The organism is Streptomyces sp. NPDC037083 (genome assembly GCF_055606485.1).
On record NZ_JBVJSQ010000012.1, the window covers coordinates 117,220 to 131,746 of the forward strand.

The window sequence follows — 14,527 nt, forward strand, 5'->3', positions numbered from 1 at the left end:
CAGCGGCCGCAGGCGTCTGGAGCGGCTGCGAGTGCCGAGCCTGCCCTGAGGCCAACTTCGACACCTCACCACACCAGACACCCGCTCCGGCAATCAGAAAATCTCGACTCTCGAAAAGGGCATCGTTTCGCGTTTCCCTCGGCAAGAATTCACTCGTCTGTCGTATGTCAGCTGTCTACGAACGGCGAGTTGATCGGATGATTTCCTCTGAACCGGCACTAGCGTCCGTTCCGGCCGGTCGGATGATTCTCCTCAGGAGGGCAAGTGCGCGGGGTTTTCGATAGATGCAGGCGTGCTGGAGTGGCGAAAAGGGCAAGCCATACCGCTGCCTTGCTCACCTCGGCAGTGGTCGTGTTGGCCGGAGCCGGGGCCGCCGTGGCCCAGGACCCGGACCCCATCGCGGGGCTCCTGGGAGGCGTCCTTTCCCCTCAGTACTGCGTCTCTGGCCAGGTAGGCGCAGCCAACACGGTTCAGGGCAATCAAGAAAACGACTGCCACCAGACCTCGGCGAGCGGGGGGCTCCTGGGCCCCATTCTTTCTCCGCAGTATTGTATTTCCGGGCAGGTCGGCCACGCCAACACGGTCCAGGGCAACCAGAAAAACGACTGCCACCAGAACTCGACACACACGCCCGGACCGACGCCCACGCCAACCACGCCGCCGACAACTCCGCCTCCGACGCCGACAGCCGTGCCGATCTACAATTCGATTCCGGACGTACTGCCCGGGAATGTGGCGGCCCAGGCTTTTCAGGCGCAGCGCACGAGCGAGTTCGGTGACGAAGTTCAGTTCGGCGGTACCGAGCGTGAACTGGCTTCCATGGAAGTCGTGATGTCGAGCTGGGCCTGCGAGAGCGGCAGCATGACCACCTGCACGACCACGCCGGGTGCCACGTTCACCCACCCCATCACGATGAACATCTACGCGGTGGACGAATCCGGAACCACCCCGGCGCCGGGTGCCCTGCTGGCCTCCAGGACCGAGAACAGCAGCATCCCGTTCCGCCCGTCGGCCGACAACGTCAACTGCACCGGCGGCAGGTGGTTCAACACCGCCAACAGCACCTGCTACAACGGCTTCGCCTTCCGGCTGAAGTTCGACTTCCCCGGCGGCACCACCCTGCCCGAGAGGGTCATCTGGACGGTGGCGTTCAACACGACGAACGCCGGAGCGAACCCCATCGGCACCGGTGCACCCTGCTACAGCACCCCGACCGGTTGCCCCTACGACAGCCTGAACGTCGGAGCGCAGACCTTCCCCGGCGCGCCGTACCAGGGCATCGACGTCGACCCGGACGCGGTATTCCTCAACTCCTCGGACCCCGCGGCCTACTGCGACGGCGGTGCCGGCGGCACCGGCGTCCTCAGGTTCGACTCCCCCTGCTGGACCGCCAACAAGCCGCTCGCCAAGATCACAGCGGTCTGAGAACGAACCGGCTTTCCGGATCCCGCACAGGGCGACACCTTCACCATCGCCTCGGCGGATGACCCGCACTGGCCGGTGACCACCGCACGGTGGTCACCGGCCGACTGTCTTCCGAGAGCTATCGGGCCATGCAGCGCTGCGAGGCATACGCGTGCTGTCCGGCCGACGCACCCGCCGCCGTGGCTGACAGCCGTCGGCCGAGGTTCGTGCCACTGCAGACGCCTGCGGACCATCAACCGAGATAGGGCCGCTCACGCTGCTCCAGGATGTGCCGGATTCGGAGCCGCTGCGTATGGTGCATGGGCAGTTGATCAATCTCCTCGGGCTGGACGAACCTCAGCGCTGTGGACTCGTCCGAGAGAGCAAGCCGCCCGCCGAGCACACGGGCGGTGAAGCAGACGTTGAACTGTCGACGCACCTCTCCGTCCGTGTAGACGATGACGTGGCGCGGGTCGGTGTACGTCCCTACCAGCCCGATGATCTCCACGTCCAGGCCCGTCTCCTCCTTCACCTCGCGGACGGCGGTTCCTGGCAGGGAGTCAGTCATCTCCATGGCGCCGCCGGGCAGCGCCCAGAGATCGTTGTCCCGCCGGCGCTGTAGGAGGATGCGGCCCTCGTCGTCAGTGACCACCGCGGACGCGGCGACTACCCGACTGTTGGTCAGGCTGACCGCCCGCGATATCCGCGCCTTCCTCGCGAAGACGGCCGTCACCTGCCAGTGCTGCGCGCAGGGCAAGGACAAGAAACGGCCGGAACACAAGCGGCGCTGCTGCGCCCTCGGCCAGTGCTGCAAGAAGCTCCCGTCAGACCGGACCGTGCGCTTCCTGCTGGTGATCATGCGTGCAGCTCTCCAGCACGCCGTTCGTGAGGACGAGCTGCCCCGCAACGTGGCCCGCAACGTGGAGTTGAGCATGGGAACGAAGCGAGAGATCGAACCGCTCACCGTCGGGGAAGGACGTCAGCTCTTGGCGGCGGCTCGGGAAAGCCGGCTCTGGGCGGCATATGAGCTGGCGGTCCGCATCGGCCTGCGGTGGGGCGAAATTCTCGGGCTGCGCTGGTCGGACGTGGATCTCCACGAAGGTGTCCTCACCGTCCGGCAGGCCCTGCAGCGGGTCGGCGGTGAGCTGCTGATCGTCGCTCCGAGCCACGCAATCTGAACCGCTCCTTCGAGGCACTGTCCATCCGGGCCGGCGTCCGCAAGGTCCGCTTTCACGACCTGCGCCACACTTGCGCGTCCCTGCTTCACGAACAGGGCGCCGACGCCCGCATGATCATGGAAGTCCTCGGCCACAGCTCGATCCGCGTGACCATGGACATCTACACCTTCGTCCGGCTCGACTCGCAGCGCTCGGCGTTCGACCGGGTGGGTGATGCCCTGAGAGGTGACGGCAACGATCCAGACGATGACGATGGCTCGGCCGGTGCCCTCACAGCTGTCTAGCCGCCTTCAGTCCATGAATCAGCAAGGAAGCGCACGGTCAGCTGTTGTCCGAAATGCGATCACTCGTTCGCAGGACTTCGGCATATAGGGCCGATTTGGTGACAAGCCTCCCGTCAGCCGCCGAAGACGGCCAGGTAATCGCACCCCTCACACGAAGGAAGTCGACCATGAGCTTCATCCAGACCGGCAAGATCGACCTGAGGTCTGACGACCCGATCGAGACGAGCGGCGGTAACACCTCGACCTTCACGCGCGTCACGTTCCCCAGCCCGTTCCCGCCGGGTTCCAACGTCGTCGTCTTCCCGCTGACCCAGACCTTCAACGGCCCGGAGACGCCGGGCATCCGCGTCCATGACGTCACCAACACGGGCTTCCTCATCCGCCTGAACGAGGTGTACGCCGGTGCCGCCAAGAGCGACGGCAAGCACACCACCGAAACCATCGGCTGGCTGGCCGCGACCGTCTGACGCACACGCTCCGGCCGGGTGCAGGTATCCCCGCTTCTTCAACCAGTGGCCGGCCAGAGTACTTCCCGTCGGCTGAGGCGGTTGCCGTCAAACACTGCCGTCAACGCAAAAGCCAGAGGCCCTAAGGAGTGATCCTTAGGGCCTCTGGACTGCTGTGCACTCGGCAGGATTCGAACCTGCAACCTTCTGATCCGTAGTCAGATGCTCTATCCGTTAAGCTACGAGTGCTTGTTATTCGGTTTTTCTGTCTTCGCTTCTTGCCCTTCCGGGCCGCTCGCGGCGACAGGAAGAACATTACATGACTGCCGCCGACATGTGAAATCCGTTTGCAATACCCCTTGTGACCTGCGGAAACGTCTCCGTGGGGGCTTCCGGGGGGTGAGGTCGCGGGTGCCGCGCGTGGGCCGGGGAACGACGAAGCCCCGGTCGCTTGGACCGGGGCTTCGATGTTCGAGCGGAGGCGGAGGGATTTGAACCCTCGATGGGATTGAAGTCCCAAACCGCATTAGCAGTGCGGCGCCATAGACCGGACTAGGCGACGCCTCCAGCACAGCCGCTCGCGTGTGTGCGAGTGGTGCGTGCAGATGATGACACAGTCGAGCGGCGTGTCACCAATCGGCCTCTACGGTACTAGGCAGTCGGGTCGCAGGGCAAAGGCGTTGTCGGGGCGCAACATCATGGGCGGGTCGGCGTTAGTCCGGTCATGTTCCAGGTCACCCCGCTCGGACGGTTCGCCGTCACCGCCTCCGCCGCCTGCGCCGCCGTGATCGCCTCCTCGGGCGCGGGCCCCGGCGCCGCGTACGCCGGGACGGTCGACGCCCTCACCGCCGTCACGCCACTCGATGACGGCGCCTCCTTCGCGCCTCCGCCCGTCCGGGAGGAGGACCGGATCTCCGGCGACCGCCTCACCGTCACCGTCCGGCACGCCGGCGGGCGGGTGGACGGGACCATCGAGGTGCAGTGCCACCCGGACGGCGGCAGTCATCCGCACCCGAGCGGCGCGTGTCGTGCCGTGGACCGCAACACCCGGTGGGGCCGGGACGCCTTCGCGCCCGTGCCCGACGGCGACGTCTGCACGATGCGATACGGCGGGCCGGCCACCGCGCATGTCACCGGACGCTGGGCCGGGCGTCCGGTCGACGCCACGTACGACCGCAGCAACGGCTGCGAGATCGAGCGGTGGGACCGGCTTGTTCCGTTGTTGCCCGATCTGAGCCCGGAGGCCGGCCGCTGACTCCGCCGACGGGGTCGGCGGCAGCGGCAGCAGCAGTGCCGGCGGAGGCGGACCGAGACGCGGGCAGGAACGGGAGGGGCGGGACACGGGTCCTGACACGGTCCGAAGCGGGGGGCGCAGGGCGCGGGCCCGAGGCGGGGGCCGAGGCCCGGGGGGCCGGGGCGGTGGTTGCCGGGGCCGGGGGCGGGGGCGGTCTCGTACCGGGGTCGCATGACGGAAGCACCCGTTCCGTAAAGGTCGCGCGAAGGTCCCGCGAAGTCACAGGAATCTTCGGATCCGGCGTCGGACGCGCTTCGCGGCAGGCCGACGGGGGACGGGGCCGGTGGGGACGGGCGCGGACACACGTTCTGTGCCGCTTCGTCGTGCGAGCTCCCTCTCATCCGGCGTCGCCGACGGGACCCCAGCCCTTAGACTCCCTCGCGTGACACGCTGCGGACCGGTTGGCAATATGGCCCGAGCGGTCGGCAAGGTGCGGTAACAGGGAGGAAGCGACTCGTGAGCAGCAGGCCATCCCGAGGCGCTGCTCGCCTCGCAGCCATACTCGACGCGCTTCCCGACGCGTTGGTGCTGGTCAACGCCAACGGGACGGTCGTCAACGCGAACACCATCGCGCTCGAGGCCTTCGAGACGCCGGGCACGGCGCTGGTGGGGCGGGGGCTGCTCGACCTGCTGCCGCAGTTCGACTCCAAGCTCATCCCGGGGTCCATGCGGCGGCCCGATCACATGGACCCGCGCGGCCAGACCAAGCCGACCCGCATGGTCGCGCGCCGGACCGACGGCACCGAGTTCCCGGTCGAGGTCACCAGCGCCAACCTGGAGAACGGCCAGCAGGCCTACGACGGCTACGGCTACACGTCCGCCTCCGACGAACTGCTGATGCTCGTCGTGCGCGATCTCTCCGGCACCGTCGACACCGAGGCCGAGCTCGCGCGTTCGCAGCGGCAGACCGAGATGATCCTGCGGGCCGCCGCCGAGGGCGTCGTCGGCACCGACACCGACGGGCGGATCGTGCTCGTCAATCCGGCCGCCGCCCAGATACTGGGGTACCGGGCCAGCGACCTCGGCGGCAAGGAGCTGCACGACCTCGTGCTGCACTCGCGCGCCGACGGCTCGCCGTTCTCGTACGAGGAGTCGCCGCTGGCCGACACCCTGCGCTCCGGGCGCAAGCACCGGGTGCGCGGGCAGGTGCTGTGGTCCAAGGGCGGGGAGAGGGTCTCGGTCGATCTGACGACCGCTCCCGTGCGCGACGGGGACCAACTCGTCGGCGCGGTCATGACCTTCACCGACCGGCGGCCCTACGACGCGCTCGCCGAGGAGAAGGACGCCGTCGAGAAGCGGCACGCGGCGGAGCTCGAGAAGCTCTCCGAGGAGCACGCCTCCGACCTCACCGCCCTGCGCCAGCAGCACGTCACCGAGCTCGAGGAGCTGCGCGAGCGGCACGAGGAGGAGCTCGCGGCGGGCGAGGAGCGCTACGCCGCGCTGGGCGAGCGGGAGAAGGACCGCTACGAGGCGCTCGCCGGCCGGCACGAGCAGCTGCTCACCCTGCTCGGGGGCTCCCTGCGCGGTCCCCTGGACGAGCTGCGCCGCGAGCTGGCCGCGCTCGCCGCGGACGACGCCGGCCAGCTGTGGCCCGAGGCCAACCAGGTGCTGCATCACCTGTCGGCGGGCTACTCGCGGATCACCACGCTCATCGACAACGTCCTCGGGTACCAGCGGCTCGACACGGGGGCGGAGACCGTCGCCCGTACGAAGGTGATGCTCGACGCCGTCGTCGCCGCCGGCGTCGACGGTGCGGTGGAGCTCATCGGGCCGGGGCGGGTCCAGTTCGCCGTGCACGCGCCGCCGATCGAGGCCGAGGTCGACTCGCGGCTCCTCGCGACCGCGCTCGCACATCTCGTGGCCGACGTCGCGGGCGTCGACGCCACCGGCAACGCGCCCGTCTCGGCGGGCGGTTACATGGACAACACCGTCGTGGTGGCGGCCGCCCAGCGGGGCGAGGTCGTGCGCATCGAGGTGCGCGGGCCGTACGCCGGCGGCGACCCCGTGCACGAGCCGATCGTGCGGGGCATCGTGCGGGCGCACGGCGGCGTGCTGCAGACGCACGAGGTGCCGGGCATGAGCGGCAGCGCCTACGTGCTCGAGGTGCCGTTGGGCGGTGGGGCGGGCGCCGTTCCGGCTCCCGCGGCCATGGCTCTGCCCGCCCTCGCGGCCGGTCCGGGCGCGGGCTCGGAGGAAGAGGTTCCGGGCGGGCAGGGCGCCGGTGGGCGCCGGCGGGCCCGGCGGTCCTCCGTGGACGCCTTCCTGGAGGGCGACTCCTCCGGCGCGGACGGCGGTGCGGAGGCGGAGTCCGCGGCTCCCACCGGACGTCGGCGCAGGCGCGGCCCGGCCGCGCAGGAGACGCCGGGTGAGCTTCCGCCCGCGGTGGGCGAGGCCGAGGGCGCCGACGGCGCGGAGGGTTCCGGCGGCACCGGACGACGGCGTGGGCGGTCTGCCGAGGTCGCGGTCGCGGGGGCCGACGCGGGCTCGGGCGTCAGCGAGGGCGCGGTCGTCACCGCCGCGGAGCACGCGGCGGGGACCGCCGCCGCGGGCACGGGACTCGGCGGCACCGTTCCGCCGCAGGGCGTGCCGGCCCCGGGCGGACGACGGGCCCGCCACGCGCCGGACGACCAGCAGCCGCAGAACGCGTTGCCGCCCGCCGCCCTGCCGGCGCTCGCGGGCGCACCGGCCGAGGTTCCGGGGACGCCGAACACGGGCCCGGGCGGAACCGGCTCAGGCACCCCGGGCACCGAGGCGGAGAGCGGGCAGCCGACCGGTCGCCGTCGGCGTGCGCTGGCCGCCGCGAACGAGCGCGCCGCCGCCCAGGAGGCGGGGCCCCGCGCGGTGTTCGCCCTGCCGCCCGCGGAGGCGGACCGGGTGACGGACGGCTCCGACGGCCCCGACGGAAGCAACGGGTCCAACGGGTCCAACGGGTCCAACGGATCCGGCCACCCCTCCCACCCCGGCGACTCCGGCCATCCCGGTGAGCTGAGTGCGGCGGTCCAGGCCCGGGCGATGGGGCCGGTGCCTCCTACGGGCGCAGGTCCGTTGCCCGCACAGGCACCGGCATCCGGGGGTGCGCCGGGGGCGGTGACGGCTCCGGGAGCGGCTCCCGCAGCGGTGCACGTTCCGGCGCAGCCCCCGATTCCGGCCCAGACTCCGATGTCCCCGCAGGTCGCTGTCTCTCCGCAGGTTCCTGCCCCCGCTCAGGCCCCGATTCCCGCTCAGGGTCAGGCACCGGGTAGGGGTTCCGCCGAGGACTCGTTCGACCACGGGCGGCACGACGCCGTCCCGCACGACCAGGCCGGCGACCACACCCCGCCCCAGCCGCACCCCACGAACGCGCCCACCGGCCGACGCCGCCGCGCCGTCGCCCAGCCGCCCGCCGAAGCCGTCGGCGTGCCCGGACAGGGCGTGCAGGCCGGGCCCGCGGTGGCGCAGGCGGCCGTCCCGGCGCAGGGCCAGCCCCAGCCTCAGCCCGCGTCACCGGCACAGGCACAGGCACAGGCACAGGCGCAGGCGCAGATTCAGGCTCAGGCGCAGGTCGGGCAGCCCGTCGCCGGTGTTCAGCCCGCTCCCTCTCCCGCTTCCGTCCCCGCGCCCGGACAAGCCGCCCCCGGCCAAGCCCTCCCGGGTCAACCCCTCCCCGGTCAGGCGGCCGTCGGCCAGGCTGTTCCCGGAGACCCCGCGGGCGCGGCCATGCCGAACGCGACCGGGCAGGGTCAGCCGCTTCCGGCCGAAGCGGCGCCGGGGTCCGTCCCGGGCGCCCCCGTGCCGCCCCACGCCACGCCGGCCCCAGCGCCCGCCCCCGCCGCACCAGCCGCGCCGACCCCCGGTGGAGGCACCCCGCTTCCGCCCGAAGCCGCCGTCGGACAGCCGCGAGCGGCGCAGCCGTTGCCCGCCGAGGCCGCCGCCGCGCCGTCCATCGACCCCAACTCCACTCAGGGGCGCGCGATCAGCGTGCGCACCCTGGGCCAGGGCGTCCCCTTCACCCGGCAGGCCGCGCAGGTCCAGCAGGCTGCTCAGCAGACGGCCACGCCCCCTCCGCACTCCCCCGGCGGCTCCGGACGACGCCGCAAGCTGGGCACCCCGCCCGACCCGGGGACCCGCCCGGAGCAGACGGCCCGGCCGCACCCGTCGGCCGAGCAGCCCGGCATGCCGCAGGCCTCGCAGGCCCCGGCGGCGGCGCAGACGCCGATGGCCCCGCCGATCCCGATGGTGCCGCAGGCCGTCGTCGCCCCGCAGCCGCAGGCCGCCGGGGCGCCCGCGTCCGTCCACGGGTCCACCGCCACGCCCGCCTCGACGCCCCTGCCGCAGCCGCATCCCTCCCTCGCGGGTCAGTCGCGGCTCGCGCCCGGCGGTTCGGGCACCGAGGGCGCCGGACGGTCGTACGCCATAGGAGCGCCGGACGAGAACGCCGCCGAGGGGCCGGAACCGCTGGACGGGCCCGGAGGGGCCGTCGAGGTGGCGGATCCGCCGCGTCCGCAGCCCCTGGACGACGAGCTGCCCCCGGAGCCGCTGGACAATCCGCGCCGGCTGCTGGTGTGGCCGGCGCCGGACGTCCACACCCAGCAGGCGCTCAGCGACCGCGGCTACCGTCCGGTGATCGTGCACTCGCGCGAGGAGGTCGACGCGCAGATCGCCGCCTACCCGGCTGCGCTGTTCGTGGACCCGCTGACCGGGCCGATCACCCGCACCGCACTGCAGTCGCTGCGGACGGCCGCCGTCGCCGCCGAGGTGCCGGTCCTGGTCACGGCCGGGCTCGGGCAGGCGACGCGCGAGGCGGCCTACGGCGCCGACCCCGCCGTCCTGCTGAAGGCGCTCGCGCCCCGGGACAGCGAGCAGCACCCGCCGCGGGTGCTGCTGATCGAGGAGCACGCCGAGATCGCGCTCGCGCTGACCTCGACGCTGGAGCGGCGCGGGATGCAGGTGGCGCGGGCCGCCAGCGACGCGGACGCCGTCACCCTCGCCGGGCAGCTGCGGCCGAACCTGGTGGTGATGGACCTGATGCAGGTGCACCGCCACCAGTCCGGGATCCTGGACTGGCTGCGGGCGAACGGGCAGCTCAACCGCACCCCCCTGGTGGTCTACACGGCCGCCGTCGATCAGGCGGACCTGCCGCGTCTGGCGTCGGGGGAGACGGTCCTCTTCCTCGCCGAGCGGTCGACGAGCCCCGAGGTGCAGAGCAGGATCGTGGACCTGCTGGCGCGGATCGGCACCAACTAGGACGACGGGGAAAAGGACTTCGCGACGATCCTGCGGGCCGCCTCCTTGATGGAGGTCCGCAGGCGGTCGCGGTCGGAGTCCTCGGCGCCCGCGAGGATGCGGCTCATCTGGGGTACGACGGTGGCCCAGTTGGCGATCGCGATCAGCAGGAAGAGCAGGTCACGGGCCGGAATGGCGTCGGTGATCACACCCCGGTCCTGACCGTCCTGCACCGCGCCGACCTTGAGCGCGTAGTGCTGTCGGCGTGCGGCCTCGTCGGGCAGCTCGGCGGTGCCGTACTCGATGCCCTCCCAGTAGAGGAGACGCAGCAGCTCGGGGTGGGCCGCGTGGTAGTCCATCAGCCGGTCGATCCAGCCCTCGACGTCGTCCGGGTCGACGGGGACGGCGGCGGCCAGGTGGACCATGCTGCGGCCGAGGACCAGGGAGAACAGCTCGGCCTTGTTGCCGAAGTAGGCGTAGATGAGCTGCTTGTTCGCCTTGGCCTCGGCGGCGATGCGGTCGATGCGCGCGCCCGCGATGCCGTAGCGGGCGAACTCCGCGACGGCGGCGTCGAAGATCCGGGCTCGGGTGGCCTCGGGATCCCTGGTGGTTGCCATGGGGACATCGTAGCGAGGCACATAACCAACTAGTTGGTTGACAGGGAATTCGCGCCCGCCCCAGACTGTTGCACCTGCCGTTCCAACCAACTGGTTGGTTATTAGAGTCGCCTCTAAGGAGCGCCTCCCCATGCCGTCCGCAGCCAGCGCCGCCCAGCAACAGCAACAGCAGACGAACCAGAGCCCACAGCAGAGCCCGGAGCAGAGCTCACCCCACAGCACGGACCAGCGCTCGAACCAGCGCACGGACCAGCGCATGGACCAGAGGCCGGGCCCCCACACGAGCCGGATCACCCTGAGGTCCGGGAACCCGCTCCTCGTCCTCATCGCCCTCTGCACCGCCGTCACGGCCGCCAACATCTACCTCGCGGCCCCGCTGCTCCCCCTCATCGCCCGCGACTTCGGCTCGACGCCCTCGGCCGTGGCCTGGATCGCGTCGGTGGCCCAGTTCGGCTACGCGGCCGGACTGCTGCTCTTCGCTCCGCTCGGCGACAGCGTGAACCGACGCCGGCTGGTCGCCGTCCTCTCGCTGGTCACCGCGGTGGCACTGACCGCCGGAGCCGCCGCCACCGGGACCTCGGGCCTCGCGGCGGCCGTGCTCCTCGCCTCCGCCGCGACCGTCGTCCCGCAGCTCCTCGTCCCGTTGGTCGCCCAGCGGGCCCCCGCCGACCGGCGCGCCCGGCACGTGGCCGCCGTCATCGCCGGACTGTTCACCGGCATCGTCGCGGCCCGCGTCCTCGGCGGACTCGCCGGACAGGCCTTCGGCTGGCGGGCGGTGTTCGTGGGCGCGGCCGTCCTCACCGCGGTGCTGGGTCTGCTGACCGCGTTCGCACTCCCCGCCGAAGGCCGGTGCACCCGTGAGGGACGCCTCTTCGCCGGTCTCACCGCGATGCCCGGACTGGTGCGCCGCTCGCCCGACCTGTGGCGGGCCTGCGTGCGACAGGCCGGCATGTACGGCGCCTGGAGCGCCCTGTGGACCTCGCTCGCGCTGCTGCTGACGGGCGGGGCGTACGGCCTGTCGACCGCGACGGCCGGCCTCTTCGGGCTCTTCGGCCTGGCCGCCAGCGTCGTCGCGCCCCTGGCGGGCGGGCTGGTCGACCGCTTCGGCGCGGCGAGGACGGTCCGTGACGCATACCTTCTCGCGGCCGTCTCGGTGCCGTTGTTCTGGCTGGGCGGGCATGTCCTCGCGGCGCTGTTCGTGGCCGCGATCGTGATCCACGCGGCTCTCGTCGCGTCCCACGTCGCCAACCAGACCCTCGCCCTGACCACCACCTCGGCCCCGGCGACCGCCAACAGCGCGTACGTCGTCGCGGGCTTCGCGGGCGGCGCCACCGCCTCGGCCCTGGCCGGCCTCGCCTTCGCCCACTTCGGCTGGAGCGGGGTCGTCGCGGTGGCGGGCACCTGGCTGGCCCTGGGATGGAGCACCACGGCCGGACGCCGGTGACCAGGTCGGAGTCCGCCGACGGGACGACGGCGATCCACCGGCGTGAAGCCGGGGCGCGCCGGACGGGTGCCGCGAGGTGACCTGTCCGGCGTTCCGACGTGAGGGCCGTAGGGGGCTCCGCGCGGAGGGCCGGTAAGGAGCCCCGCGTGGGGGCCGAATGGGGCCCGTGCGGGAGGCCAGTAAGGGCCCCCCGCGGGGGCCGTGCCTCAGAGCCGGGTGATGTCCAGCTCGCCCTCCGCGTACTGCCGGCGCAGCACCTTCTTGTCGAACTTGCCCACGCTCGTCTTCGGGACCGCCTCGATGATCGTCCAGCGCTCCGGGAGCTGCCACCTGGCGATGCCGCCCTCGGCGGCGAGGAAGGCGCGCAGGGACTCGAAGTCGGCCGTGGCGCCCTCCTTGAGGACGACCGTGGCCAGCGGGCGCTCGCCCCACTTCTCGTCCGGGACGGCGACGACGGCGGCCTCGGCGACGGCGGGATGGGACATCAGCGCGTTCTCCAGGTCCACCGACGAGATCCACTCGCCGCCGGACTTGATGACGTCCTTGGCGCGGTCGGTGAGGGTGAGGAAGCCGTCGGGGGAGATGGTGCCGACGTCGCCCGTCTTCAGCCAGCCGTCCTCGCTGAACTTGTCGGCGGGACGCAGCGGTTCGGCGTCGGGGCCGTTGTAGTAGGCGCCCGCGATCCACGTGCCGCGCACCTCCAGCTCGCCCGCGGACTCGCCGTCCCAGGGCAGGCGCTCGCCGCCGGGGCCGGTGAGCCGGGCCTCGACGCCGGCCGGGAAGCGACCCTGGGTGAGGCGGTAGGCGAATTCCTCGTCCGTGCCGACCGCGTGGGCCGGCGGGCGGGCGATGGTGCCGAGCGGGGAGGTCTCCGTCATGCCCCAGGCGTGACAGACGCGCATGCCCAGGTCGTCGAAGGCGGTCATCAGGGAGGGCGGACAGGCCGAGCCGCCGATCGTGACCTGAGTGAGGGTGGAGACGTCCCGGGGCTTGGCGGTGAGTTCGGCGAGCAGGCCCTGCCAGATGGTGGGCACGGCCGCCGCGTGGGTCGGCCGCTCGCTCTCGATCATCTCGGCGAGCGGCCCGGGCTGCAGGAAGCGGTCCGGCATCAGCATGTTCACGCCGGTCATGAAGGTGGCGTGCGGCAGGCCCCAGGCGTTGACGTGGAACTGGGGGACCACGATGAGGGAGGTGTCCTGGTCGGTCAGTCCCATCGACTGGGCCATGTTGACCTGCATGGAGTGCAGGTAGATCGACCGGTGGCTGTAGACCACGCCCTTGGGGTCGCCCGTGGTGCCCGAGGTGTAGCACATGGCGGCCGCCGAGCGTTCGTCGAGCTCGGGCCAGTCGTAGCTCTCGGGCTTCCCCGCGAGGAGCTCCTCGTACTCGTGCACGCGCGCGTGGGCGCCGTCGAGGAGGGAGCGGTCGCCGGGGCCGGTGACGACGACGTGCTCGACCGTCCTGAGGTGCGGGAGCAGCGGCGCGAGCAGCGGCAGCAGGGATCCGTTGACTATGACGACCCTGTCGGCGGCGTGGTTGACGATCCACACGAGCTGCTCCGGAGGCAGCCGCAGGTTGAGGGTGTGCAGCACGGCGCCCATGGCGGGGATCGCGAAGTAGGCCTCGACGTGCTCGGCGTTGTTCCACATGAGCGTGGCGACCCGGTCGTCGCCGGTCACCCCGAGGTCGTCGCGCAGGGCGTGCGCCAGTCGGGCCGCCCGGTCGCCGATCTCGGCGAAGGAGCGGCGCTGCGGCTCGCCCTCGCCGGTCCAGGTGGTCACCTGCGACGTGCCGTGGATCTTCGCCCCATGGGTGAGGATCCTCGAGATCAGCAGCGGTACGTCCTGCATGGTGCTCAGCACGGCGTCCTCCCAGGGCGGCGACATTGCCTACGCGGTGGTAACTGTTGCGCTGATTCTGCGCACATACCGCGCGGTATGTCACTAGTGGGCGATGATCGATCACCTCACGACAAAGCCCAGGTCAGCACACCATGTCTCCCCTTTATCGAACAAGCCCCAGCTCAGGGTCCTCGCGGAGCTTGCCCAGGGCCCGGGAGACCGCCGACTTCACCGTGCCCACGGAGACCTTGAGCACCTCGGCCGTCTGGGCCTCACTGAGATCCTCGTAGTACCTGAGGACGACCATCGCCCGCTGCCGCGCGGGCAGCTTCATGATCGCCCGCCACATCGCGTCGTGCAGCGCCTGCTGCTCGGCCGGGTCGTCCCCGCCGGTGACCGGTTCCGGCTCCGGCAGCTCGTCGCACATGTACTCGTCGACCTTGCGCTTGCGCCACTGCGACGTGCGCGTGTTCAGCAGGGCCCGGCGGACGTAGCCGTCCAGCGCCCGATGGTCCTCGATCCGCTCCCACGCGACGTACGTCTTGGTGAGCGCGGTCTGCAGCAGGTCCTCCGCGTCGCTCGGGTTCGCGGTGAGCGACCGGGCGGTGCGCAGCAGCACCGGCTGACGAGCCCTGACGTACGACGCGAAGGACGGGTACGGTGCAGGCCGCGTCATGCCGTTCGAAGCGCTGGTGCAGACGGGTGTGGTCATGGGTCCACGCTAGGTTCGCCCCCCGCTCGGGCGGATCGGCCGCAGGTCCCTAAGGCGAGTCCCTCTCAGGTTGTAGGGGTGGTGCCCGCCCCACCTCCTGAAGGT

11 protein-coding genes, 2 tRNA genes and 1 pseudogene are annotated in these 14,527 nt (G+C 71.6%); 8 read left to right on the plus strand and 6 right to left on the minus strand.

Annotation, left to right across the window (positions count from 1 at the left end; translation table 11 throughout):
• The first annotated feature begins 330 nt into the window (after positions 1-330).
• Positions 331-1,425 (plus strand): hypothetical protein, encoded by a 1,095-nt coding sequence (locus ACZ7DE_RS29020; RefSeq protein ID WP_470766251.1) that lies wholly within the window; start codon positions 331-333, stop codon positions 1,423-1,425.
• A gap of 232 nt (positions 1,426-1,657) precedes the next feature.
• Here the strand turns inward: ACZ7DE_RS29020 and ACZ7DE_RS29025 are convergent, their stop codons facing one another.
• Positions 1,658-2,107, minus strand: coding sequence for an NUDIX domain-containing protein (locus ACZ7DE_RS29025; RefSeq protein ID WP_470766556.1), 450 nt, complete (start codon positions 2,105-2,107; stop codon positions 1,658-1,660).
• On the opposite strand from ACZ7DE_RS29025, the gene ACZ7DE_RS29030 reads away from it, so the two are divergent.
• The 4 genes and pseudogenes from ACZ7DE_RS29030 to ACZ7DE_RS29045 all read left to right on the plus strand — a co-directional run bounded on the left by ACZ7DE_RS29030 (position 2,049) and on the right by ACZ7DE_RS29045 (position 3,333).
• Positions 2,049-2,582: a tyrosine-type recombinase/integrase gene (locus ACZ7DE_RS29030; RefSeq protein WP_470766253.1), complete on the plus strand. Its 534-nt coding sequence runs from the start codon at positions 2,049-2,051 to the stop codon at positions 2,580-2,582. The genes ACZ7DE_RS29025 and ACZ7DE_RS29030 overlap by 59 nt on opposite strands.
• A gap of 23 nt (positions 2,583-2,605) precedes the next feature.
• Positions 2,606-2,689: pseudogene (locus ACZ7DE_RS29035) on the plus strand (hypothetical protein); the annotation flags it as partial.
• A 3-nt stretch (positions 2,690-2,692) separates the two neighbouring features.
• Positions 2,693-2,866 carry a hypothetical protein gene (locus tag ACZ7DE_RS29040; RefSeq protein WP_470766255.1) on the plus strand — a complete coding sequence of 58 codons (174 nt, stop codon included), beginning with the start codon at positions 2,693-2,695 and terminating at the stop codon, positions 2,864-2,866.
• Between the two features lie 167 nt (positions 2,867-3,033).
• Positions 3,034-3,333 carry a hypothetical protein gene (locus tag ACZ7DE_RS29045; RefSeq protein ID WP_057603874.1) on the plus strand — a complete coding sequence of 100 codons (300 nt, stop codon included), beginning with the start codon at positions 3,034-3,036 and terminating at the stop codon, positions 3,331-3,333.
• Positions 3,334-3,488: 155 nt separating this feature from the next.
• Here ACZ7DE_RS29045 and ACZ7DE_RS29050 read toward each other — a convergent pair.
• Positions 3,489-3,561: transfer RNA gene (locus ACZ7DE_RS29050), tRNA-Arg, on the minus strand.
• 227 nt (positions 3,562-3,788) lie between these two features.
• A tRNA-Ser gene (locus tag ACZ7DE_RS29055) sits at positions 3,789-3,879 on the minus strand.
• A 157-nt stretch (positions 3,880-4,036) separates the two neighbouring features.
• Between ACZ7DE_RS29055 and ACZ7DE_RS29060 the strand changes: the two genes are divergently transcribed.
• Positions 4,037-4,567: an SSI family serine proteinase inhibitor gene (locus ACZ7DE_RS29060; protein ID WP_470766258.1), complete on the plus strand. Its 531-nt coding sequence runs from the start codon at positions 4,037-4,039 to the stop codon at positions 4,565-4,567.
• Positions 4,568-5,062: 495 nt separating this feature from the next.
• Positions 5,063-9,829 (plus strand): PAS domain-containing protein, encoded by a 4,767-nt coding sequence (locus ACZ7DE_RS29065; RefSeq protein WP_470766260.1) that lies wholly within the window; start codon positions 5,063-5,065, stop codon positions 9,827-9,829.
• On the opposite strand, the gene ACZ7DE_RS29070 is transcribed toward ACZ7DE_RS29065, so the two are convergent.
• A complete protein-coding gene (locus tag ACZ7DE_RS29070; RefSeq protein ID WP_470766262.1) occupies positions 9,826-10,425 on the minus strand; it encodes a TetR/AcrR family transcriptional regulator in 600 nt (199 codons plus the stop codon). The genes ACZ7DE_RS29065 and ACZ7DE_RS29070 overlap by 4 nt on opposite strands.
• A gap of 256 nt (positions 10,426-10,681) precedes the next feature.
• On the opposite strand from ACZ7DE_RS29070, the gene ACZ7DE_RS29075 reads away from it, so the two are divergent.
• The gene (locus ACZ7DE_RS29075; RefSeq protein ID WP_470766558.1) at positions 10,682-11,869 is read left to right on the plus strand and encodes an MFS transporter; all 1,188 of its coding nucleotides are present in this window, start codon (positions 10,682-10,684) and stop codon (positions 11,867-11,869) included.
• Between the two features lie 206 nt (positions 11,870-12,075).
• Here the strand turns inward: ACZ7DE_RS29075 and ACZ7DE_RS29080 are convergent, their stop codons facing one another.
• Together ACZ7DE_RS29080 and ACZ7DE_RS29085 are read right to left on the minus strand one after the other, a co-directional pair.
• Positions 12,076-13,731: a long-chain fatty acid--CoA ligase gene (locus tag ACZ7DE_RS29080; RefSeq protein ID WP_470766264.1), complete on the minus strand. Its 1,656-nt coding sequence runs from the start codon at positions 13,729-13,731 to the stop codon at positions 12,076-12,078.
• A 142-nt stretch (positions 13,732-13,873) separates the two neighbouring features.
• Positions 13,874-14,422: a SigE family RNA polymerase sigma factor gene (locus ACZ7DE_RS29085; RefSeq protein ID WP_470766266.1), complete on the minus strand. Its 549-nt coding sequence runs from the start codon at positions 14,420-14,422 to the stop codon at positions 13,874-13,876.
• Between the last annotated feature and the right edge of the window lie 105 nt (positions 14,423-14,527).

Coding starts and splice junctions, on each gene's coding strand:
- ACZ7DE_RS29040 (WP_470766255.1), top strand. CDS start 2,693: ATGATCATGGAAGTCCTCGGCCACAGCTCGATCCGCGTGACCATGGAC.
- ACZ7DE_RS29045 (WP_057603874.1), top strand. CDS start 3,034: ATGAGCTTCATCCAGACCGGCAAGATCGACCTGAGGTCTGACGACCCG.
- ACZ7DE_RS29060 (WP_470766258.1), top strand. CDS start 4,037: ATGTTCCAGGTCACCCCGCTCGGACGGTTCGCCGTCACCGCCTCCGCC.
- ACZ7DE_RS29070 (WP_470766262.1), bottom strand. CDS start 10,425: ATGGCAACCACCAGGGATCCCGAGGCCACCCGAGCCCGGATCTTCGAC.
- ACZ7DE_RS29075 (WP_470766558.1), top strand. CDS start 10,682: ATGGACCAGAGGCCGGGCCCCCACACGAGCCGGATCACCCTGAGGTCC.
- ACZ7DE_RS29085 (WP_470766266.1), bottom strand. CDS start 14,422: ATGACCACACCCGTCTGCACCAGCGCTTCGAACGGCATGACGCGGCCT.